The 21,294-nt window shown below is 72.5% G+C and carries 20 protein-coding genes; 9 read left to right on the top strand and 11 right to left on the bottom strand.

From position 1 onward, the window contains the following. The first annotated feature begins 51 nt into the window (after positions 1-51). Positions 52-876 carry an SDR family NAD(P)-dependent oxidoreductase gene (locus ACQEVU_RS54720; protein WP_433339055.1) on the top strand — a complete coding sequence of 275 codons (825 nt, stop codon included), beginning with the start codon at positions 52-54 and terminating at the stop codon, positions 874-876. 93 nt (positions 877-969) lie between these two features. On the opposite strand, the gene ACQEVU_RS54715 is transcribed toward ACQEVU_RS54720, so the two are convergent. The 3 genes from ACQEVU_RS54715 to ACQEVU_RS54705 all read right to left on the bottom strand — a co-directional run bounded on the left by ACQEVU_RS54715 (position 970) and on the right by ACQEVU_RS54705 (position 3,230). Further along, positions 970-1,479, bottom strand: a complete 510-nt coding sequence (locus tag ACQEVU_RS54715; RefSeq protein ID WP_433339053.1) for a hypothetical protein — start codon at positions 1,477-1,479, stop codon at positions 970-972. A 468-nt stretch (positions 1,480-1,947) separates the two neighbouring features. Further along, positions 1,948-2,541 (bottom strand): AmmeMemoRadiSam system protein A, encoded by a 594-nt coding sequence (gene amrA / locus ACQEVU_RS54710; protein WP_433339051.1) that lies wholly within the window; start codon positions 2,539-2,541, stop codon positions 1,948-1,950. Beyond that, entirely contained in the window at positions 2,538-3,230 is a 693-nt protein-coding gene (locus tag ACQEVU_RS54705) for an HAD family hydrolase (protein WP_433339049.1), read from the bottom strand. Before ACQEVU_RS54705 ends, amrA begins: the two co-directional genes overlap by 4 nt. 80 nt (positions 3,231-3,310) lie before the next feature. Here ACQEVU_RS54705 and ACQEVU_RS54700 point away from each other — a divergent pair, with 80 nt between their 5' ends. Beyond that, positions 3,311-4,246, top strand: coding sequence for a DMT family transporter (locus tag ACQEVU_RS54700; RefSeq protein WP_433339047.1), 936 nt, complete (start codon positions 3,311-3,313; stop codon positions 4,244-4,246). Here ACQEVU_RS54700 and ACQEVU_RS54695 read toward each other — a convergent pair. Continuing rightward, positions 4,192-5,049 (bottom strand): PhzF family phenazine biosynthesis protein, encoded by an 858-nt coding sequence (locus ACQEVU_RS54695; RefSeq protein WP_433339045.1) that lies wholly within the window; start codon positions 5,047-5,049, stop codon positions 4,192-4,194. The genes ACQEVU_RS54700 and ACQEVU_RS54695 overlap by 55 nt on opposite strands. 81 nt (positions 5,050-5,130) lie before the next feature. On the opposite strand from ACQEVU_RS54695, the gene ACQEVU_RS54690 reads away from it, so the two are divergent. The 3 genes from ACQEVU_RS54690 (at position 5,131) to ACQEVU_RS54680 (ending at position 8,580) form a co-directional block, all read left to right on the top strand. Further along, positions 5,131-6,435, top strand: a complete 1,305-nt coding sequence (locus ACQEVU_RS54690) for a magnesium transporter MgtE N-terminal domain-containing protein (RefSeq protein WP_433339043.1) — start codon at positions 5,131-5,133, stop codon at positions 6,433-6,435. Further along, complete coding sequence (locus ACQEVU_RS54685) at positions 6,428-7,021, top strand: DUF1003 domain-containing protein (RefSeq protein ID WP_433339041.1); 594 nt, start codon at positions 6,428-6,430, stop codon at positions 7,019-7,021. Before ACQEVU_RS54690 ends, ACQEVU_RS54685 begins: the two co-directional genes overlap by 8 nt. Positions 7,022-7,437: 416 nt before the next feature. Further along, a complete protein-coding gene (locus tag ACQEVU_RS54680) occupies positions 7,438-8,580 on the top strand; it encodes a P-loop NTPase (protein ID WP_433339039.1) in 1,143 nt (380 codons plus the stop codon). A 195-nt stretch (positions 8,581-8,775) separates the two neighbouring features. Here the strand turns inward: ACQEVU_RS54680 and ACQEVU_RS54675 are convergent, their stop codons facing one another. Continuing rightward, positions 8,776-9,198, bottom strand: a complete 423-nt coding sequence (locus ACQEVU_RS54675) for a Sec-independent protein translocase subunit TatB (protein ID WP_433339037.1) — start codon at positions 9,196-9,198, stop codon at positions 8,776-8,778. 74 nt (positions 9,199-9,272) lie between these two features. Continuing rightward, the gene (locus ACQEVU_RS54670) at positions 9,273-10,598 is read right to left on the bottom strand and encodes a S1C family serine protease (protein WP_433339035.1); all 1,326 of its coding nucleotides are present in this window, start codon (positions 10,596-10,598) and stop codon (positions 9,273-9,275) included. 46 nt (positions 10,599-10,644) lie between these two features. On the opposite strand from ACQEVU_RS54670, the gene ACQEVU_RS54665 reads away from it, so the two are divergent. Then, positions 10,645-11,343, top strand: a complete 699-nt coding sequence (locus ACQEVU_RS54665; RefSeq protein WP_433339033.1) for an O-methyltransferase — start codon at positions 10,645-10,647, stop codon at positions 11,341-11,343. Positions 11,344-11,385: 42 nt separating this feature from the next. Further along, entirely contained in the window at positions 11,386-13,164 is a 1,779-nt protein-coding gene (locus ACQEVU_RS54660) for a hypothetical protein (RefSeq protein WP_433339031.1), read from the top strand. Positions 13,165-14,111: 947 nt separating this feature from the next. Here ACQEVU_RS54660 and ACQEVU_RS54655 read toward each other — a convergent pair. From ACQEVU_RS54655 to ACQEVU_RS54640, 4 genes are read right to left on the bottom strand one after another with little or no spacing between them, the layout of a single operon-like run. Further along, positions 14,112-15,338, bottom strand: a complete 1,227-nt coding sequence (locus ACQEVU_RS54655) for a DUF1501 domain-containing protein (RefSeq protein WP_433339029.1) — start codon at positions 15,336-15,338, stop codon at positions 14,112-14,114. A 16-nt stretch (positions 15,339-15,354) separates the two neighbouring features. Then, the gene (locus ACQEVU_RS54650) at positions 15,355-16,611 is read right to left on the bottom strand and encodes a DUF1800 domain-containing protein (RefSeq protein WP_433339027.1); all 1,257 of its coding nucleotides are present in this window, start codon (positions 16,609-16,611) and stop codon (positions 15,355-15,357) included. Between the two features lie 46 nt (positions 16,612-16,657). Further along, on the bottom strand, positions 16,658-17,446 hold the full coding sequence (locus ACQEVU_RS54645) for an enoyl-CoA hydratase-related protein (RefSeq protein ID WP_433339025.1): 789 nt from the start codon (positions 17,444-17,446) through the stop codon (positions 16,658-16,660). Between the two features lie 14 nt (positions 17,447-17,460). Next, on the bottom strand, positions 17,461-18,264 hold the full coding sequence (locus tag ACQEVU_RS54640; protein WP_433339023.1) for a PaaX family transcriptional regulator: 804 nt from the start codon (positions 18,262-18,264) through the stop codon (positions 17,461-17,463). A 245-nt stretch (positions 18,265-18,509) separates the two neighbouring features. On the opposite strand from ACQEVU_RS54640, the gene ACQEVU_RS54635 reads away from it, so the two are divergent. Both ACQEVU_RS54635 and ACQEVU_RS54630 read left to right on the top strand, forming a co-directional pair. Further along, a complete protein-coding gene (locus ACQEVU_RS54635) occupies positions 18,510-18,677 on the top strand; it encodes a DUF3117 domain-containing protein (RefSeq protein WP_081971220.1) in 168 nt (55 codons plus the stop codon). A 148-nt stretch (positions 18,678-18,825) separates the two neighbouring features. Then, positions 18,826-20,226: a leucyl aminopeptidase family protein gene (locus ACQEVU_RS54630; RefSeq protein ID WP_433339768.1), complete on the top strand. Its 1,401-nt coding sequence runs from the start codon at positions 18,826-18,828 to the stop codon at positions 20,224-20,226. 26 nt (positions 20,227-20,252) lie between these two features. Here the strand turns inward: ACQEVU_RS54630 and ACQEVU_RS54625 are convergent, their stop codons facing one another. Then, positions 20,253-21,284, bottom strand: a complete 1,032-nt coding sequence (locus tag ACQEVU_RS54625; protein WP_433339767.1) for a 2-oxoacid:ferredoxin oxidoreductase subunit beta — start codon at positions 21,282-21,284, stop codon at positions 20,253-20,255. Positions 21,285-21,294 lie beyond the last annotated feature (10 nt).

Genomic DNA, 21,294 nt, shown 5'->3' with positions numbered 1-21,294 from the left:
AGGACGGATACCAGACGGTAACCTCGACGCGTGAGTACACAGAATGCCCCTGTGGGAGATCTCACCGGCCGTACGGTGGTGATCACCGGGGCCAGCTCCGGAATCGGCTTGGCCGCCGCCATTGACATGACCCGCCGCGGCGCCAACACGGTTCTCGTGGGCCGGAATCCGGAACGCCTGGAGGCCGCCGCCACGGCCGTGCGAGCCGTCGCGTCCGGCCGCAACGTCCCGGCGTACCGCAGCGACTTCGCCCGCCTCGACGACGTACACGTGCTGGTCGACCACCTGCGCCAGCGGTACGAACGCATCGACGTGCTCGCCAACAACGCCGGCGGCGTCGTGCGCGGCCACCAGGTGACCGCCGACGGCTTCGACGCCACATTGCAGACCAACCACCTGGCGGCGTTCCTGCTCAGCAACCTCCTGCGCGAGCAGCTGCGCGGCGGCCGCATCATCAACACCGCCTCGGCCGCCCACGCGATGGGCGCCCTGGACCCGTCGGACCTGCGCGGCTCGAAGCGCCACGGCCTGTGGCGCCAGTACGGCTCGGCGAAGCAGGCCAACATCCTGTTCGCCGCGGAGGCCGCGCGCCGGTGGCCGGACATCATGTCAGCGTCGTACCACCCGGGCTTCGTCCGCAGCCGTTTCGGCGCATCGATCGGCATAAACCTGATGACCCGCCTGGCCCCGTTCGCCCGCACCCCGGAGCGCGGCGCCGACACCCTGGTCTGGCTGGCCGCCACTCCCCCGGTCCAGCTCACCTCGGGCGGCTACTACGTGGACCGCCACCTGTCCCGCCCGACCCGCGACACGGCAGACCCGGCGCTGGCCGCCAGCCTGTGGAACGAAAGCCTCCGGGCGGTAGGCTTGGGGTAACGCTGCGTTGTCGCTGCAAAGATCGTTTTGATGGCGGATGCTAGCGTTGAGCAAGGAGAAGGAAGGGCGCGCGACCCGCACCTTCGTTCGCTTTCAGCTTCGCCGTTCTTTCGCCGCCCCACGCACCTTGTGCAGCCGGAACGGCCGCCGCGGGATACGCGTCGCGGTCGTCGGCCGCGGCGGAGCGGCCTGACTGTCATCCGGCATCGGCGCGGTGCCCCCGACCGGGGTCAGCCGGCACACACTGCAACTGCCACGCTCGACCCGCTCGGCCCACGCACGGGCGAGGTCCTCGGCTCCCCCGGCGCCGTTGAGCCGCTTGCCGGCCAACTGCGTCACAAGCTCGCCCCACGCCTCGTCGTCGGGCCGGATCGTGCTCACCTCAGCGTCGAACGTGACGATGCGGCCGCCGTGGTCGCCGCGCAGGCTGACCTCGACGGTCGCCGCCTCGGGCAGGCCGGGGAGGGTCTGCTCGCCTTCGCCGCTGACGACGAGGAGGGCACCGCCCAGCCAGGCGCACCAGACCAGCTTGGCCGGGCGGGCGGATACGGCGATCCAGGCTACGGCGGCCTTCTTCGCGGCCTCTTCCACGAGCGCGTCCACACTGCCATCCAATCACGGGCCGGGCCCGGATTGCGCTGGCCGGACCGCGGATTGCGGCCGGCTCCCGGAGGTCGCGGCCGCGCCGGGCTCGCTCGCGCCGCCGCCCCGCGCAGTCCTCCGTCCGCCGCCAGGCCGCAGACGCCGGGGGCTACCGCGTCGCCGCGGCACGACGCGCGGGCTGCAGGGGCCGGATGCGGGCCGTGAGCAAGATGAGCGCACCGTTACGGCGCGGTCCGCGGGAAAAGCCGATCGCGGCCCGCGACAGGGACCAAGATCCTCAGCAGGGCCCGCGAGGACCCAAGACGCAGCCAGATCCACGACTGCCCAGGTCCTCAGCCGGCCGTGGTGCGGCTGGCATTGGGCACCCGCGGGGTGCGACCGCAACCCCCGCAGGGGGCTTCGATTCGCGATCATGCGCAATCGCGGCACAGAAATCGGAAATTACGGTTATATCCGATTTGCCCCCGATCAGGTGGGCAGAGCCTCGCGCGGGGACTCGTCGTGGAACTCCGTCGAGGCGTAGCGGGCGGCACGGAGGTCCGGCGGCCACGCGCCCTCCGGCCAGCCGCCCTTGCGCAGCAGCGCCGCCACGAACAGCTCCGGGTCGTCGACCTTCGCCCACACCGACGGCAGGAACGTCGCCCGGCGGCCGTCGTCCGAGTGCAGGATCAGGCCGTCCTGGCCGGGGCGCAGCGCGGCCACCACGTCGGCGCGGCTCGTGGACGGGATCGGCTCCGGGTGTGACAGCACCGACACCTTCACGTCCAGGGCGGGCCAGTCCAACACCGTGACCGGGGGCAGCCGCGGGTCGTTCATCGCGCGCATCGCGTTCTGCACGACATCGCGGTGCAACGGGCAGACCGGCTCCAGGGTGCCGACGCACCCGCGCAGGGCGCCGGCTCGTTCGAGCGTGACGAACGACGCGCCGTCGTCGCGCAGCGGGCTGTCGGGCGGGATGCGGGCCGCGAGGCGGGCGCCGGTGAGCCGTGCATGGACCGCGTCCGCCGCGAGGCGGGCGAGGAAACGGCCATCCGTTGGCGACAGCGCCGCCGTCACGGTCACGCCACCAGCATAGGCGCACCCACCAGCTCCGGTACCTCCTCCAGCGACGCTATCGACGGCCCACGCCAGTCAGGCTCGGCGTGGAACGTGAGGTGGCCGCCGAGGTCGGGGGCGCGCAGCTGGACGGCGGTGAGGCCGAACCGGGACGCGCCGGTGAGCTCGCGGCCGCCGCCGTCGCCGATGTACAGGCAGCGGGCGGGGGCGACATCGAGCAGTCCGCAGGCGGTGGCGTACATCGACGAGTGCGGCTTGGTGTGCCCGACCTGCGAGGAGTACACGGCCGCGTCGAACACGTCGGCCAGGGGCGAGCGCGGCAGCACCATCGGCAGCTCGAACCAGCAGTCGCTCACGATCGCGATCCGAATTCCGGCGGCGCGCAGGGCGCGCAGGACCGGGATGGTCTCCGGGCGCAGCGGGGCGTCGTCCAGCAGCGTCGCCAGGCGCAGCTCGGCGGCGGCGCGCAGCTGGGCGGTCGACGGCTCCACGCCGAGCTCGCCGCACAACCGGCGCAGGCCCGCAAAGTGGCTTCCGTATGCGCCGCGGGCCCGTTCGTCGTATGTTCGGTCGAGTAACTTGACCCATTCCGCCGGGTCTACGCCGAGCAGCTCGGCGGTCCGGCGATGCCCGTGACCTCGACGGACGGCGCTCGTGCACGTGTTGAAGTAGTCAAAACAGACGGCTTCTATCACCGTTCGGCCCCCCTCTTATCCTCCGAACGGTGTACATGGTCCTGACGGGCCTCTGTGTCGGATGGACGACAATTCGCACCATGCGCCAGGTCAGCCCTAGCACGTTTATTGCTCTTGTGATTGCGATCGTGGCCGTGTCGGCATCGGCACCGCTGATCGCGTTCGCGACGGCGCCGGCGCTGGGGATCGCGTTCTGGCGCAACGCCGCGGGCGCCGCGGTACTGGCCCCGCCGGCGCTGGCCGGCCGCCGCGAGCAGCTGCGCGACCTGTTCCGGCCGGGGGCGGGGCGGCGGACCCTGGCGGTGACCGTGCTGGCCGGGGCCTGCCTGGCGGTGCACTTCGGCACCTGGGTGCCCAGCGCGAAGCTGACCAGCGTGGCGATGTCGGTGGCGCTGGTCAGTACCACCCCGGTCTGGACGGCACTGATCTCGGCCGCCCGCGGGATCCGGGTGCCGGCGCGCACCTGGACCGGCATCGGGATCGCGGTCGCCGGGGTGGCCCTCGCCACCGGCGCCGACCCCCAGCTGTCGAGCCGGGCGCTGCTCGGCGACGCGCTGGCGCTGGCCGGCGGGATCGCCGCCGCCGGGTACACCCTGCTCGGCGCGCGCGCCCGCGCCAGCCTCGCCACGACCACGTACGCCACGGTCTGCTACTCCGTCTGCGCCGCCCTCCTCGCGATCGCGTGCGTGGTCGGGCGGACGCAGCTGTGGGGGTACACCGGCGTCACCGTCCTGGCGATCGCCGGCATGGTGGTGGGCCCCCAGCTGCTCGGCCACACGCTGGTCAACTACGCGCTGCATCGGGTGAGCGCCACGACGGTCGCCGTGCTGCTCCTGCTCGAGGTGCCGGGCGCGCTGGTCATCGCGTGGCTGCTGCTTGGGCAGCTGCCGCCGGCGCGCACGCTGCCCGGCATCGCCGTACTGCTCGCCGGCGTGGCGGTGGTCCTCCTCGGCGGCCGCCGTCAGCCCACGAAGGGCGGCACGATCATCTCGCCGGAGGCGATCGGCACGACGTGACCCGTGACGGTGGCGGACACGGCCCGGCCGCCGCTTGCGGTGATCGCGCAGTGCAGCGCCGAGGGCCGGTGCATTTCCAAACCCTGGCCTATCTCGTACTCCGAGAGCCCCTCGCCCGGCAACAGTCCGCTGGTCACGAGCCAGACCCCCAGCCCCAGCGCCGCCGAGCCGGTCGCCGGGTCCTCGGCCACGCCGACCTCGGGCACGAGCACCCGCACGTGCGCGAAGCGCCGCTCGGGGTCCCAGTGGAACACGCTCAGGTTGTCCACGAGGCCCGCGGGCCGCAGGCGGGCGACGGCGTCCTCGGTCACGGACAGGAACGTGAACTCCAGGCCGCAGCCGGCGCTGCGCGGGGCCGGGCCGGCGTAGTCGGCCTCGGTCAGCCCGATCGACTCGAGCAGCGGGAGCGGGTCGAGCTCGGCGCCGACGGTCGGCTGCCCGCCGGTGACCGTCGCCGTGCCGTGCACCTCGTCGATGTGGATCGGCAGGAGCCCCGCGCCGCACTCCTGGACGACGTCGGGGCCCTTGATCGCCCCGTTGCGCAGCAGCGTGACCGCGCACCCGACGGTCGGGTGGCCCGCGAACGGCAGCTCGGTGCCCGGCGTGAAGATCCGGACACGGTACGTCGCCTCCGGGGTCGTCGGCGGCAGCACGAAGATCGTCTCGCTGAGGTTGAACTCGCGCGCGATCGCCTGCATCTGCTCGCGGGCCAGGTCCTGCGCGTCGAAGACGATCGCCAGAGGGTTGCCCGTGAACGGGCGGTCGGTGAAGACGTCGACGATGGAGTACCGCAGCAGGCTCATGAACTGCAGCCTAGGCCCGGCGGACCCGGCAGGTTCGGTCCAACCGCAACGCGGTGGATTCCTTAAGTAGGCTTGAGCCTCGTGAGCACTGCGCCGCGGGTCTACATCGCGCGCCTCGCGGGCCTGAGCGTGTTCGATCCGAACGGCGACCAGGTCGGCCGGGTGCGCGACGCCGTTGCCCGGCCCCGCACCGGCAACCAGCCGCCGCGCGTCGTCGGGCTGGTCGCCGAGATGCCGATGCGCCGGCGGATCTTCCTGCCGATCGGGCGCATCACCGCGATCGAACCCGACGCCGTGGTGCTCAACACCGGCACGCTCAACCTGCGCCGCTTCGAGAAGCGCCCGGGCGAGCTGCTGGTGCTCGAGGACTTCATGGATCGGCACGTGACGGTGGTGGCGACCGGGCGAACCGGTGCCGTTGTCGACGTGGCCATGGATGCCGACCGTACCGGTGAGTGGGCGCTGTCGCGGGTCGCGGTGCGCGAGTTCACCGGCCGGCTCACCCGCCGCGGGCACCTCAACCAGCTCGAGTGGGGCGAGGTGTCGGGCCTGACCGGCGAGCCGCAGACGCAGGGCACCGCCGGCCTGCTGGCCGTGCTGGACAACATGCGCCCGGCCGACCTCGCCAACGTGCTGCAGGACCTGTCGGAGTCCCGGCGCGTCGAGGTCGCCTCCGCGCTGGACGACGAGCGGCTGGCCGACGTGCTCGAGGAACTGCCGGAGCACGACCAGCTGGAGATCATCACCGCGCTGGAGCCGCAGCGCGCCGCCGACGTGCTCGAGGAGATGGACCCGGACGACGCCGCCGACCTGCTCGCCGAGATGCCCAAGCCCGAGCAGGAGGTCCTGCTGGACCTCATGGAGCCGGACGAGGCTTCGCCGGTGCGGGCCCTGCTGGAGTACGCCGCGGGGACCGCCGGCTCCGTCATGACCTCCGAGCCGATCGTCATGGCGCCCGACGCCACGGTCGCCGAGGCGCTCGCCCGCATCCGCGAGCCGCAGCTGTCCCCCGCCGTCGCCGCCGGGGTCTTCGTCACCCGCCCGCCGATGGCCACCCCCACCGGCCGCTACCTTGGTGTGATCCACTTTCAGCGGCTCCTTCGCGAGCCGCCGTCGGCGCTGCTCGGCGGGGTCGTCGACAACGGCATCGACCCCCTGGCGCCCGACACCACGCTCGCCGAGATCACTCGCCGCATGGCGACCTACAACCTGGTGGTGATGCCCGTGGTCGACGACAACGACAAGCTGGTCGGCGCCGTCACCGTCGACGACGTGCTCGACCACCTGCTGCCCGAGGACTGGCGTGACCGCGATCACGCCGAGCCGCTGACCGTCGCGGTCCCCTCCGATGCCCCCGCTCCCGGACACGGCAGTGGCCGTGGCTGAGCGGCGGCGGGGTCTCGACCAGCCGCGGGACAGCCGCATTACGCTGCCGAGGTTCGACCCGGAGGCCTTCGGCCAGTGGTCGGAGGGCATCGCGCGCTTCATGGGCACGGCGAAGTTCCTCGTCTACATGACGATCGTGATCCTCTTCTGGATCGCCTGGAACACGCTCACACCGAAGAGCTGGCAGTTCGACCCGTACACCTTCACGTTCCTCACGCTGGTCCTGTCGCTGCAGGCGTCGTACGCGGCGCCACTCATCCTGCTCGCCCAGAACCGCCAGGCCGACCGGGACCGGCTGGCCTCCGAGGAGGACCGGCGGCGGGCGGCGGCGCAGAAGGCGGACACCGAGTACCTCGCGCGGGAGATCGCCGCCCTGCGCATCGCGCTCGGCGAGGTGGCGACCCGCGACTTCCTGCGTTCGGAGCTGGCGCGGGTGGCGGAGGAGCTGGACGAGGCGGCCGACCGACGGGCGAAGGCGGAGCGCAAGAAGGTCCGCAAGGCGCTCGGCACGCTGTCGGATCCGCTGGCGCCGGACGAGTCGGATGATTCGTTGGACACGGACGAGCCGCCGCGCCGCCGCCGCTGAGCCGTGATCTCCGTGCGTCCACCGTCGGCCCGTAGTCGTCGGCGCTGCGAAAAGTCGGGCGCTGGCGCGCCACGACTTTTCGGATTTATACCCTGACAGGCGATAAGTCGGGCATCAGGTAGCTCGTTAAGCCTGGTGATTTAAGTCCTATTTGTCCCGTACAACGCTCGCCTGGCTCACACGAAACGCGGAAGCAGGCCCGCGCCGCGCTGCGCCGGCCGGAAACGTCGCCGCGCCTCAAGGGCGAGGCGGAGGCGCGGCCGGAAAGAGCCTCAACGGGCGAAGCGTTGGGCCGGAAAGGTTGCGCCGCGCGCCTCAAGGGGCGAGGCGCGCGGCGGCACCCCGTAATTGTGACGCGCTCCTCGCGCGTTCGCTAGCGCGCGGGCGGGGACTTGACTCGCAGTAGCATTGCACACATGTCAGCCCCGGCCACCACCGTCGAGGACGCGATCAACGCCGCGCTCGCGACCGTCGACGACCCCGAGATCCGCCGACCCATCACCGAGCTCGGGATGGTCCGCGACGTCACCCTGCGCCCGGACGGGGTCGCCATGATCGGCATCCTGCTCACGGTGGCCGGCTGCCCGCTGAAGGACAAGCTCCGCACCGACATCACGCGCGCCGTCGGCGCCGTCACGGGTGTGAGCACGGTCGAGATCGACTTCGGCGTCATGACCGCTGAGCAGCGCAAGAACCTGCAGACCAGCCTGCGCGGCGACGTGCAGGAGCCGATCATTCCGTTCTCCCAGCCCGGCTCGCGCACCCGCGTCTACGCCGTGGCCAGCGGCAAGGGCGGCGTCGGCAAGTCGAGCGTCACGGTCAACCTGGCGGCCGCCCTGGCCGCCCGCGGCCTGTCCGTGGGCGTCGTCGACGCCGACATCTACGGCCACTCGGTCCCCCGCATGCTGGGCGCCGACGGCCGCCCCACCCAGGTCGAGTCCATGATCATGCCGCCCTCCGCCCACGGCGTGAAGGTCATCTCGATCGGCATGTTCACCCCGGGTAACACCGCGGTCGTCTGGCGCGGCCCGATGCTCCACCGCGCGCTGCAGCAGTTCCTCGCGGACGTGTACTGGGGCGACCTCGACGTCCTGCTCCTCGACCTCCCGCCCGGCACCGGCGACGTGGCCATCTCCCTCGCGCAGCTCCTGCCGTCGGCCGAGATCCTGGTCGTGACCACCCCGCAGGCCGCCGCGGCCGAGGTGGCGGAGCGGGCGGGTTCGATCGCCCTGCAGACCCACCAGCGCATCGTGGGCGTCGTGGAGAACATGTCCTGGCTCGAGCTCCCGGACGGCAACCGCCTGGAGGTCTTCGGCGCCGGCGGCGGCCAGACGGTGGCCGACTCGCTGACCCGCATGGTCGGCGCGAAGGTACCGCTGCTGGGCCAGATCCCGCTCGACACCCGCCTCCGCGAGGCCGGCGACTCGGGCCTGCCCCTGGTCCTGGCCACCCCGGACGCCCCGGCGGCGGCCGCGCTCGTCTCGGTGGCGGACAAGCTCGCGCTGCGGCGCGAGAGCCTGGTCGGCAAGCCGCTGGGCCTGAAGCCGGCAGGCCGCTGACCGCTTCTACGCATCTCGACCCGCGGCGCGCACGCATCTGACATTGCGCGCTGCGGCGGTCGCAATTCCGGCGGATACCCGAAATTCCGCCCGGCGACGCTTAAATCGGGCGGTGCGTCACCGCGGCGCATGGTGCGACAGAGCCGGGCGCCTGGCCGGGGGACTCCTAGCGGGCTCTCTGAGCCTTAGTGGCGATCAGGTGACGTCGTCCCACGAAGCCTTGATGGCCGGCTGCTGAGACGCGGCGGGGGCCGGAGCCGGGCTCGCGGCGGGGGCGGTCACCGACTTCGCGGCCGACTCGGCGTCGCGCTTGACCTGGTCGGCCACGCCGCGTACGTCGTCGTAGATGCCCTGCAGCGGCTTGCGCAGCGCGGCCTCGTCCTCCTCGCTCAGCAGGTGCTTGCGCAGGAAGGTCTTCGGGTGCAGGTCCTCGAGCTGGATGTCCGTGCCCAGCTCGCGGCTGAGGTCGCCGGTCGCGTTGCGGGCCATCTGGCGGAGCTGGCGCAGCATCTTCACGCCGTCGGCGATCGCCTTGGGCAGGCGGTCGGGGCCGAAGATGAAGAGCCCGACCAGGATGATGACGACGAACTCCCAGCCACCGATGTTGTCCAAGCCCATGTGCCGGCCCTCCCCTTACCTTCTCACCGGCCAGACTACGCATTCCCGAGCCGGTTCCGGGAGTGCCTGTCAGGTCACTTCGCGTCGGCGACCAGGGTTACGGACGTCTTGGCTCTTGCGGTACCGCGGAGGTATTGGATCTCGACCGTGTCCCCGGGCGCGTATTTGCGCACGAGGGCGGTCAGGTCCCACGACTCCTCGATCGGCTTGCCGTTGACGGCCATGACCACGTCGCCGGACTTGAGCCCGCCGCCCTCGGCCGGACCGCCGGCCTGGACCTGGGACAGGCGCGCGCCGCCGAGCGGGTTCTGGTACGACGTGTCCACCTGCACGCCCATCACCGTGCGGCGGGCCTTGCCGGTGTTGATGATGTCCGTGGCGATCCGGCGGGCGTGGTTGATCGGGATGGCGAAGGCGAGGCCGACGTTGCCGGCGCTGGCCTGGTCCTCGGACAGGGTGCCGATCACGGAGTTGATGCCGATCACGCGCCCGGCGGCGTCGAAGAGCGGGCCGCCGGAGTTGCCCTGGTTCACGGCGGCGTCGGTCTGGATGGCCGAGTAGTACCGCGACTCGCCGCCCTCGCTGGTGCGGATGGGGCGGTCGAGGTAGCTGACCACGCCGTACGTCACGGTGCTCGTCAAACCCAGCGGCGCGCCGACGGCGACGACCGGGTCGCCGACCTGTACCTGGTCGGAGTTGCCGAACTGGACCGGCACCAGCTTGCCGTCGGGCAGGCCGTTGGTGTCGATCTTCAGTACCGCAATGTCGGACTCCGCGTCGTTGCCGACCACCTTGGCGGTGGCGACGGTGGCGTCGCTGAAGCGGATGGTGGCGCTGCCGTTGCCGCCCTCGACGACGTGGTTGTTGGTGATGACGTGGCCGTCGGAGGAGACGACGAAGCCGGAGCCGAGGGAAGTGCCGTTGCCGACCCGCATGCTGATCGTGACGACGCTCGGCAGGACCTTCTTCACCAGGGCGGCGATCGAGTCGGGCGCGCGGTTGTTCAGCGGCGCGTTGCCGACCTGGCCGCCGGCGCCGAGCGTGGCGCCGCCCCCGCCGACGGCGAAAACGTAGCCGAGGGTGCCGCCCAGGGCGCCGGCGAGCAGGGCGGTGACGATGGACACGAGGAGTACAAGACCAATGCCCACGCGAGGGCCGGCGGACGGTGGCGGCGGTTTCTCCAGATCCGGGACCTCGTCCGGTGGGTTTTTGACCACCACGACGGGTGCGTCGGGGTCGCGCCAAGGGTCGGCGAGCGCGTCGGACCACCAGCTGTTGGGCGCAGGCTGCGGCCCGGCCGCCTGAGGCGTGTTGGGCGCGGGCCACGTCGGGCGCGCCTCCCAGCCTCCGCTGGCCGGCGCGCCGGGGCCCGGCTGACGCCAGGCCGAACCGTCTGTCACGATCGGCTCCTCCGTCCGTTTCGCATCCAGCATTACACGACCCGGCATGAAGCATGCGCGGGCGAGGTCTCCTAGGCTTGCGGACATCGACTCACATACAGAGGGGTACATCATTTCCGCTTCCGCCCGGACCGCTGACTTCATCGACGGGTACGTCGCCGAGGACCCGGTGCTGACGGCCGCCCGTGAGCAGGCGTTCGAGCTCGGCATCAACGCGGTCAGCCGGGGCTGCGGGGCGGCCCTGCGGGTGATCGCCGCGGTGAGCAACGCCAAGGCGGTCGTCGAGGTCGGCACGGGTACCGGGGTGAGCGGCGGGTGGCTGCTGCGCGGTATGCGCCGCGACGGGGTGCTGACCACCATCGACTACGAGGCCGAGCACCAGCGCGTCGCGCGCCGCGTCTTCTCCGCCGCCGGCAACCCGCCGTCGCGCACGCGGATCATCACCGGCCGCGCGCTGGACGTGCTGCCGCGGCTGGCCGACCGCGCATACGACCTGATCTTCGTGGACCACGACCCGAGCGAGTACGGCCCGGTGGTGACCGCGGCCGAGCGCCTGCTGCGGCCCGGCGGCACCCTCGTCCTGGCGGACGCGCTGGCCGGCGGCCGGGTCAGTGATCCCACAATGAGGGACGCTGAGACGGTACTTCTCCGTGAAGCGGTCAAATCGCTCCGCGACAGCGAGGCGTGGATCCCCACACTGCTCCCCCTCGACGACGGACTGCTACTGGCCGCTCGCGCGCAGTGACCCTCGCCCAAAATTGTCGTACCCCTGTTCGAACATCAACCCATGACCGAACTCGGCACCATCACCCAGACACTCCTCCCGGCCACCGCTCCTTATGACCTCGGCTGCACGCTGCGCGCCCTCGCCGGCTTCCGGCCCGGCCTGCGCGACGTCGGGCTGTTCGACGGCATGGTCCGCCGCGCCTTCACCCACCCGGCCGACCCGCAGTCCGCGATCGTGACCCAGGTCACCGAGCGCGACGACGGCGCGCCCGGCGTCCGGCTCACCGTGTTCAGCGAGGCGCCCCTGGCCGAGGCCGACCTCGACGCCGTCGGCCGGCGCGTCAACGCCTGGCTGGGCCTGGACGACGAGCGGGCGGAGTTCCTGCGCATCGCCGAGGCCGACGAGCACGTGCGCCCGCTGCTCGCCCTCACCGCGGGCCTGCACCAGCCGCGGTTCTCGAGCCTGGCGGAGGCCGCGGTGTACTTCGCCCTGGTCCAGAACTCCGCCGAGTGGTACGCCACGCTCCGCAAGCGCCGCCTGACCCTCCACCTGGGCCCGACCGCCCGGGTGGAGGGCGTGGACTACACCGCGTTCCCGGAGTTCCCGCTGCTGACGACGCTGTCGCCGACCCAGCTGCTGCCCTACGTGGGCGTCGCGAGCAAGGCCGCCCCCCTGGCCGACGTCCTCGCCGGTGTGGCCGCGCTGGACGAGGAGCTGCTGCGCCACGGCCCCTACGAGGAGGCGAGGGCGGCGCTGCTGTCGGTGCGCGGCGTCGGCGACTACACGGCCCACGCGCTGCTCCTGCGCGCCCTCGGCCGGCCCGACGCCGTGCCGCTGGAGATGGAGCAGTTCGTCAACATCGCCGTCTCCGTCTACGGCGACCCGCCGCCGGCCCCGTCCGAGCTCCGCGAGCGGTACGGGCCGTGGGTGGGTTGGTGGGCCTACTCCTGCCGGACCGCACTGGCCTGGCTGGACCAGGAGCGCCGCGCCCGCGAGCGCGCCGAACGGCTGCGCCAGCGCTCCGCGACCGCACGCCGCCCGCGCACGCCGAGCGGCAGCACCCGCCCACGCGCCGCGGGCCGCGGCCGCCAGCCGGCACCGTGGAGCCCGACGGACCCGGGCCCGGCCGCGGTCGACGCCTTGGCACTCGCCACGGCGCCGGCGCCCTCCCCCGCATCGCCCCCACCGCCAGCCGACGCGGCCGACTCGGCACCTGTTCGCCCGGCCGACTCGGCGCCTGATCCCACAGCGGCCGACGCGAACGCTCCTACAGCGCCCAGCGCGGACGACACAGCGCCTGGTCCCACGGCGGTCGACGCGGACGCTCCTACACCGGCCAGCGCGGGCAACACAGCGCCTGGTCCCACGGCGGTCGACGCGGACAACGGAGCGCCTGCTCCGACAGCGGCCAGTGCAGACGGCCGTGCACTCGTTCTCGCGCCGCAGCCCGCAGCTCTCGGCGCCGACGACGCCGCACCTCTTGTCGCGCCGCAGCCCGCAGCTCTCGGCGTCGACGACGCCGCACGTCTTCACACGTCGCAGCCGGCGGTGATCGGCGGGCTGGCCACGGGCGCGGCGCTCATCGGCGCGACCGGCGCTTCGACGACCGGTCCTGCGGTTCGGACGGCGGCGGTCGGCTCGGACGTCTCGGCGCCCGCTCTTGCGCTGCTGACCGGGGTGATCGAATCTGACGACTCCGCGGCGGTCGAGGCACAGGATGCGGCCTCCGCCGAGGGCGTGCCGATCTTCGAGTCGGACGATGCATCGCACGCGCGCCTCACCGCGACGGACGCCGCACTCATGAGCCGCGAACTGCTCGCCCAGCCCGTGGGCGGCTAACGCCGAACGGATCGGCGACCGCATCCGCCCACCCGCGGCGGATGCGGTCGCTCGGCAAGGCCGGTCGCCGACCGCGCCGGTGGCCCGGTCGTCGCGAAGCGCACCGAGGGGCGAAGTCGCCGCACAGCACGTGTGGGCCGCCCGGCCGCCGCACAGCACGTGTTCGCCGCCCGGCCGCCGCACAGCACGTGTTCGCCGCCCGGCCGCCGCACAGCACGTGTTCGCCGCCCGGCCGCCGCACAGCACGTGTTCGCCGCCCGGCCGCCGCACAGCACGTGTTCGCCGCCCGGCCGCCGCACAGCACGCACATGCGGCCCGCACGGCGCAGCACATGCGGGCCACACGGCGCAGCGCGTGCGCGAGGCGAGTCATTGCTCACATCGTCTGGGAGGTCAGATCGCCGAAGATCAGCACACCGAGCGACCCCGCACCACCTCGCACGCCGATGGCCGCCGCCGGCCGGATCGGCGGGTAGCGGGCACGCGTGCCGGGCCAATGCCGCGACGCGCGCGAGGCTCAATCGCCGCGCGCCGGCGTCCGGCCGCCGCCGGCCAGGTCGTCAGGCGAGCCGAGCGCCGCGCCAGTCGGGTGCCGCGCGGGCCGGGCGCCGCGCGGGCCGAGTGCCGCGCGGGCCGAGCACCGCGCGGGCCGAGCACCGCGCGGGCCGAGCACCGCGCGGGCCGAGCACCGCGCGGGCCGAGCACCGCGCGGGCCGAGCACCGCGCGGGCCGAGCACCGCGCGGGCCGAGCACCGCGCGGGCCGAGCACCGCGCGGGCCGAGCACCGCGCGGGCCGAGCACCGCGCGGACCGAGCACCGCGCGGACCGAGCACCGCGCGGACCGAGCACCGCGCGGGCCGAGCACCGCGCGGGGATGCCGATGGAAGTCCGGGTCGGGGCTGGCCGTGCGCGGCGGGACGGAGCAGGTGCGCGGGCGCTGGCGCGGAGCTACAGGATGCCCTCCAGCTGGGACTTGTAGCCGAGGATCTGTTCGGGGTCGGCGTCGAGGACGTCGCGGAGGAGGGTGGCGTACACCGAGCGGAAGTCGGTCGTGAACTTCAGGTCGCCGTTGTCGAGGTCGCTCAGGGCGGGCTGTTCGCCGTACAAGCCGCCCTTCACCGGGCTGCCCAGGATGAACATGTTCGAGGCCGTGCCGTGGTCCGTGCCGTCGGAGCCGTTCGCGGCCACCCGGCGGCCGAACTCCGAATAGACCGCGACCACCACCTTGCGGCCGGCCTCCGTCTTCGACATGCGGTCGGCGAAGGCCGTGAGGGCCTGGTCCAGGAGCTTGAGCAGGATCTCCTGCGAGTTGCGCTCCTCGGCGTGCAGGTCGAAGCCGCCCAGCGACACCGAGAAGACGCGGGTCGCCACGCCGGCCTCGACGCAGCGGGCCACGAGGTCGAGCTGGGTTTTCAGGTCGGAGCGGCCGCCCGTCGCGGTGCCGGAGGAGGCGGAGCCGGAGTCGTCGGCGGCGGACTCGTCGACGCTGTGGATCAGGGCGTCCACCTCAACCAGGTCGGCGAAGGCGCGGGCGGCGCGGGCCTGCAGGGGCGGTTCGCCGTCGGAGGGCTTGCCGAACGCGGTCAGGACCTCGGGCTTGACGCCGTTCGGGAGGGTGAGGCCGCTGACGGGAATGGCGGCGCCCGAGGTGGTGGCGCCGGCCAGCAGCGGCGGGAGGACGGGCTCGAAGGAGACGGCGTGGCGGGGGTCGCCGCCGAAGGCGTCGAGCCAGCGGCCGAGCCAGCCGGTGTTGCCGGGGCGGTCGGGCTGGGCGGTCTGCCAGATGTCCATGGAACGGAAGTGGCTGTGGTCGGGCTTCGGGTAGCCGACGCCGCGGACGATGGCGAGCTTCTTCGCGTCGAACATGCGCTTGAAGCCGGCCAGGCCGGGGTTGAGGCCGAGGGAGTCGTCGAGCTTGAGGACCTCCTCGGGCTTGTACGCGAGGTCGTGGCGCGCGGGGGCGTAGGCCTTGTCGGCGTACGGGATGACGTTGGACAGGCCGTCGTTGCCGCCGTAGAGCGTGACGAGGACGAGGGTCTTGGCGTCGCCGGGGCGGTCGTCCCACTTGGCGGTGTCGAGGACGTCGTACAGCGTCCAGGCTCCGCCCGCGGCCAGGGCCGCGCCGCCGACCACACCGCTGGCGATCAGAAACTTCCTGCGCGTTAGGGCGTCCATGTCGCCTCCTTGAGGGTCAGTTGACGGCGTACTCGGGGCTCGCCAGGCCCAGGGTCAGCAGGCGGCGGGCGTCGTTCGCGGCGGGGGTGAGCGCGGCCAGCGTGCGGTCGGTGAATGTGTCGACGACCAGCAGGCGGGCCAGGGCCGCGGGGCGCTGGGCGGGCGGCACGGCGGTGAGGCGGTCGATCACCGGCTGCGGGGCGCGGGCGCCGAGGGCCTGGGCGAGCCTGATGCGGGCCTGGGTCGCGGACGTGGTCAGCCAGGCCGCGCCCGCGGGCCAGCCGCCGACGCTCGGCGGGCGCAGCGGGACCTGGCCGAGCTGGGTCAGGCCGCCGGCGAGCTGCTTGCGCTGGGCGTCGTTGAGGTCGCCGGGGCGGATCTGCAGCTGCCGGAGGGCGCCGACGAGCCACTCGACGGGCTGCTTGACGAGCTCGGCGTGGCCGTCGGCGGTGAGCAGCTCGCGCAGCATGGCGGCCGTCGTGGTCTGGGCCTTGGCGCGGTCGAGGGCGGCCGGCGGGATGGGGGCGTCGCTGCAGTACCGCAGCCAGAGCCTCCGCGCGATGAACTCCGGGCTGACGGGCTGGGCCAGCAGGATGTCGGCGAAGCCGTCGGCGTCGAAGTTTCCGGTCCTGCCGAGGATGGTCTTGGGCTTGTCGTCGTGGCGCTTGGCGTTGAACGTCGCCGTGCCGGACTTCGCGTCGACCGTCCAGCCGGTCAGCGCCCGGGCGCCCTCGCGCACGTCCTGCTCGGTGTAGTTGCCGACGCCGAGGGTGAACAGCTCCATGAGCTCGCGGCCGAGGTTCTCGTTGGGGGCCTTGACGGTGTTCTTCTGGCCGTCGAGCCAGACGATCAGGGCCGGGTCGCGCAGCATCGTGTGGACCATCGTGGCGAAGTCGCCGAGGGCGGTCTTGTACAGGGTCTGCTGCTGGTTGAGCATCAACGGGCCGGACTTGACCTTGTCGGCCGAGGTGGCCCAGTGGCCGTGCCAGAAGAACGTCAGCTTCTCGTGCACCTGGTGGTCGGCCTGGACCATGCGGTCGAGCCACCAGGCGCCGACCGTGCGGATCTGCTCGGCGCGGTCGCTCCTCTCGTTGACGACCACGCCGAGCCTGGGCGGCGGGGTCCGGCCCGCGCCGGCGTCGGGCGCGGGCGGGTCGAACAGCGCATCGAGGGTCGCCGCCGGGCCCTTGGACTCGGCCGCGTCGACCTCCTCCGCCGTGGGCCCGAACGTCGCCCGGCGCAGCAGATGCGCAACCTTCTCACGATCGGCCATGGACCCCAGGCTATGGGCCTTTTGTACGAAACGTGTTAAGCGGGGCTCAGGCTCCGTTGAAGACGGGGCGCTGCTTCTGTACGAAGGCGGCCGTCGCGTCGCGGTGATCCGCGGTGCGGCCACAGGTCGCCTGGGCCTCGGCCTCGACGGCGAGCGCGGCGGCGAGCGAGCCGGAGCCGCCGGCCGCGAGCTCGCGCTTGATCTGGCCGTACGCGACCGTCGGGCCGGCGGCGAGGCGGTCGGCGAGCTCGAGGGCGCTCGGCAGCACGTCCTCGTCGTCGTCCGTGAGCCGGGTCAGCATGCCCAGCCCGAAGGCGGCCTGCGCGGGGACCGGCTCGGCGAGCAGGAGCAGTTCGAGGGCCTTGGCGTGCCCGACGATGCGCGGCAGCGCCCACGAGATGCCGGTGTCGCCGGCCAGGCCCACGTTGGCGAACGCCATCAGGAACGCGGTCTTCGGGCCGCCGATGCGGAAGTCGCAGAGCAGGGCGAGCGAGGCCCCGGCGCCGGCGGCCATGCCGCGCACGGCGGCGACGACGGGCTTGGGCATGCCGCCGAGCAGCGTGGCGATCGGGTTGTAGTGCTCGGCGACGGTCGACAGCGGCGCGCTCGAGCCGGACTCCAGCAGGTCGACGTGCTCGCGCAGGTCCTGGCCGCCGCAGAAGGCGCGCCCGGCGCCGGCGAGCACCACGGCGCGTACCGAATCATCGTCCTGAATCTCTTGCAAGGTGTCCCGCAGGGCCACCTTCAGCGCGGTGGTCAGCGAGTTGAGGGCATCCGGCCGGTTCAGCGTCAGGATCGCCACGCCGGACTCGGTGCGTTCGAAGAGCAGCTCCATCGGTACTCCAAAACCTAAAGGGTCAGGCACGTGTCGACGAACCGGTCCGCGGCGGGGCGCAGCCGGGCGGCGTGGTGGTCGAAGAACGCGGCCGCCGCGGTGCCGGCCCAGCGCTCGGGCAGCAGTTCGGGCGGCAGCTGCGGGTCGCGGAAGAGGAACGCTCGCCAGGCGTGCACCAGCGTGAACCGCACCGCATAGGCGCGCTCGTCGGGCGTCGCCGGCCCGACGCCGGCGACCAGTGGCGTGAGGCGCTCGACGAACTCCCCGTAGGCCGCGGCGATCGCCTCCAGATCCCAGGCTCTCGCCACCATTTGCAACGCGCCAGCGGTACCGCCGGAATGCTCCGCCTCGAATCGGTCATAGCGCACGCCGGCCTCCGTCAGCAGGGTGTCGACGCCCTCACCCGGGCGCGGGGCGATCCAGGTGGAGCCGTCGAGCGAGCCGTACCCGAGGAATCCCAGGTTCGCCACCAGTCTCGCCCGCGCGCCGCGGTGCGCGGGCGGTTCGAGCGTGATGAGATCGAAGCGGCCGGTCCAGGCGTTGGCGGGCGCCCCGGGGCGCTGCGTGCGGTAGATCCGCGCGCCGGCGGCGTCCAGACGGCGTGCCGCCTTCGGGGTGATGCCGTAGCCGGGGCCGGTCGGCAACCGTAGAGGGTGCAGCCATCCCTGCCGGACCATCCGCGACACCGCGGTCCGGACGGCGGGGGCGGCGATGCCGAGGGGAGCGAGCAGGCGCACGAGAGCCGCGACCGCGGCCCGCCCACCGCGCGGGCGAAGATGGTCGCCATAGAGATCAAAGAGGGCGGACCGGGCCTGCATGGCCGCTTATTGTGACAGTTGACCGCCTGTTCCCGCTAGAACATGTCATAGGGACCGACCAGGCGTTGTCACAAGGTTCGCGTCCCGGTTTGGGTCTTGGGGCCATCATCAGGGAAAATCAACGGTTGGTGCGTACATCACGGAGCCGGCGGGTCCGGTCGAGGCCCCGTGACCTGGCGCGCCGGGCATGCGGGGACGGCTGTGCCACCTGATGTCTGGGACATCAGGAAGCGAAGGGAGACAACATGGCGGCCATGAAGCCGCGGACAGGCGACGGTCCGCTGGAGGTCACCAAGGAGGGCCGCGGCATCGTCATGCGCGTCCCGCTCGAGGGTGGTGGGCGGCTTGTCGTCGAGATGACCAAGGACGAGGCCAACGAGCTCAGCGAGGCGCTGAAGACGGCCACAGGCTGACTCTTCCTGCAATCGGCTCTGCTTTCGGGTTGACTGGGGTGGCCAGGACTGGTCGCTCCCATCGGTGTGCGCAGAAAAATGGAGGGTCCCCGTGCTGGACATCAGGTTCGCCACAGCCCGCAGCGCCTCCGGCGCGGTCGCTGTCGTCGTGCCGTCCGGCTCCCCCTCCGACGCTTTGGACCTGCTGAAACTCGGTCCAGCCGACCTTGCGGAGTGCGAGGCGTTCCTCGAGGACGTCGAGCACTCCGGGTCGGCCGGGACCGTGCACACCCTGCCGCGACCGGCCCGGCGGCCGTCGCGGCTGCTGTTCGCCGGCATCGGCGACGGTGAGGAGGCCGGCTGGCGAGCCGCGGGCGCGGCGCTGGCCCGTTCGGCGCGCTCCGAGACGTCGTTACGAGTGTTGGTACCGCGGGACACGGCGCCCGAGGCGGTCCGCGGACTGGCCGAGGGGCTCTGGCTCGCCTCGTACCGGTTCCGCCTCAACGACGCCGAGCCCGACCCGCTGCGGCGTGTCACGGTGGTGCTGCCCGCCACCGAAGAGATCGAGGCCGCGCTCGACCAGGCCCGGGCGGTCGTCACCGCGACGCTGCTCGCCCGCGACCTGACCAACATGCCGAGCGACCGCAAGACGCCCGCCTGGTTCGCCCGGCAGGTGGTCAAGGCGGCCGCCGGCGTGCCGGGGCTCACAGTCGAGGTGCGCGAGCCCGCCTACCTGGCGGCGCAGGGCTTCAACGCGATCCTGGCCGTCGGCCGGGGCGCGGCCCAGGAGCGCGGGCCCCGGCTCGTCGAGCTGTCGTATCGCCCGCGCGGCGCGAAGCGGCACATCGTGCTGGTCGGCAAGGGCATCACGTTCGACACCGGCGGCGTCTGCATCAAGCCGGTGAGCGGCATGAAGCTCATGCGCAAGGACATGGGCGGGGCGGCCGCCGTGATCGGCGCGACCCTCGCCGCCGCCGCGATGCGCCTGCCGGTGCGGGTGACCGCGCTGGCCCCCCTGGCCGAGAACGCGCTCGGCGACGACTCGATGCGCCCCGGCGACGTGATCACGCACTACGGCGGGATCACCTCGGAAATCCTCAACACCGACGCCGAGGGCCGGCTGGTGCTGGGCGACGCCATGGCGTACGCGGTGCGCCGCCTGCGGCCCGACGTCATGGTCGACCTCGCCACCCTCACCGGGGCGCAGGGCGTGGCGCTGGGCAAGCGGACCGCCGCGCTGTACAGCCACAGCGACAGCCTCGCGGGCGCCCTGGCCGAGGCGGCGGCCGCCTCCGGCGAGTCGGTGTGGCGGATGCCGCTGAACGAGGACTACGCCGCGGAGCTCGACGGCGACCTGGCCGACATCGTCAACTCCACCGACATCGGCGCCGGTTCGCTGCTCGCCGCGCTGTACCTGCGCGAGTTCACCGGCACGCTACGCGAGAACTGGGCGCACTTCGACATGTCCTCGCCCGCCTGGTCGGACTCCAACGACGGCGAGCTCACCAAGGGCGCGACCGGCTGGGGCGTGCGCACGCTGACCCGCTGGCTGGAGACCACCGCCGCCTGAGACGGCGGCGGCCTCCCCCATCGTCGTTACAGGATCGTCCAGGTGTCGCCGCTGTTGAGCAGCCCGGCGAGCTCCTCCTCGGGCGAACCCTTGGCCTTGGCCTTCGCGGCGACGAGCTGGTCGCGGACGATGTCGTCGTACGCCGGCCGGTCCACGGACCGGAACACCCCGATCGGCGTGTTGCGCAGGTCGAGGCCCGGCAGCCGGGACAGCGCGAACGCATACGCCGGCTCGGTGACGGTCTGGTCGTGCACCACGATCTCCTCGGCGCTCACCGAGGCGGTCGGCACGACGGAGAGGCCGAAGCCGCCGGGCGGGTGCGTGACCGCCCACTCGCCGTCCTTGCCGAACGTGATCGGCCGCCCGTGCTCCAGCCGGATCAGGAAGTCGTCGCGGGTCGCCGGCTCCTTGAGCGCGTCGAACGCGCCGTCGTTGAAGATGTTGCAGTTCTGGTAGATCTCCACGAACGCGGAGCCGCGGTGGTCGGCCGCGGCGCGCAGCACCGACTGCAGGTGCTTGCGGTCGGAGTCGATCGTCCGCGCGACGAAGCTCGCCTCCGCGCCCAGCGCCAGCGAGATCGGGTTGAACGGCGAGTCGGCCGAGCCGGCCGGCGTCGACTTGGTGATCTTGCCGATCTCCGACGTCGGCGAGTACTGCCCCTTGGTCAGGCCGTAGATCTTGTTGTTGAACAGCAGGATCTTGAGGTTGACGTTGCGGCGCAGCGCGTGGATGAGGTGGTTGCCGCCGATGGACAGCGCGTCACCGTCACCCGTGACCACCCACACCGACAGGTCGGGGCGCGACACCGACAGGCCGGACGCGATCGCCGGCGCGCGGCCGTGGATCGAGTGCATGCCGTAGGTGTTCATGTAGTACGGGAAGCGCGAGGAGCAGCCGATCCCGGAGACGAAGACGATCCGCTCCCGCGGGATGTTGAGCTCGGGCATGAACGACTGGACCGCCGCCAGGATCGCGTAGTCCCCGCAGCCGGGGCACCAGCGCACCTCCTGGTCGGACTTGAAGTCCTTCATCGTCAGCTTCAACATCGGCCCGGGCATTTTTTCGGTC

The sequence above is a fragment of the Dactylosporangium sp. CA-139066 genome, from assembly GCF_050936175.1.
Taxonomy (GTDB): Bacteria; Actinomycetota; Actinomycetes; order Mycobacteriales; family Micromonosporaceae; genus Dactylosporangium.
Note: the sequence above shows the minus strand (reverse complement) of the source record. Positions and strands in the feature narration are given on the sequence as shown.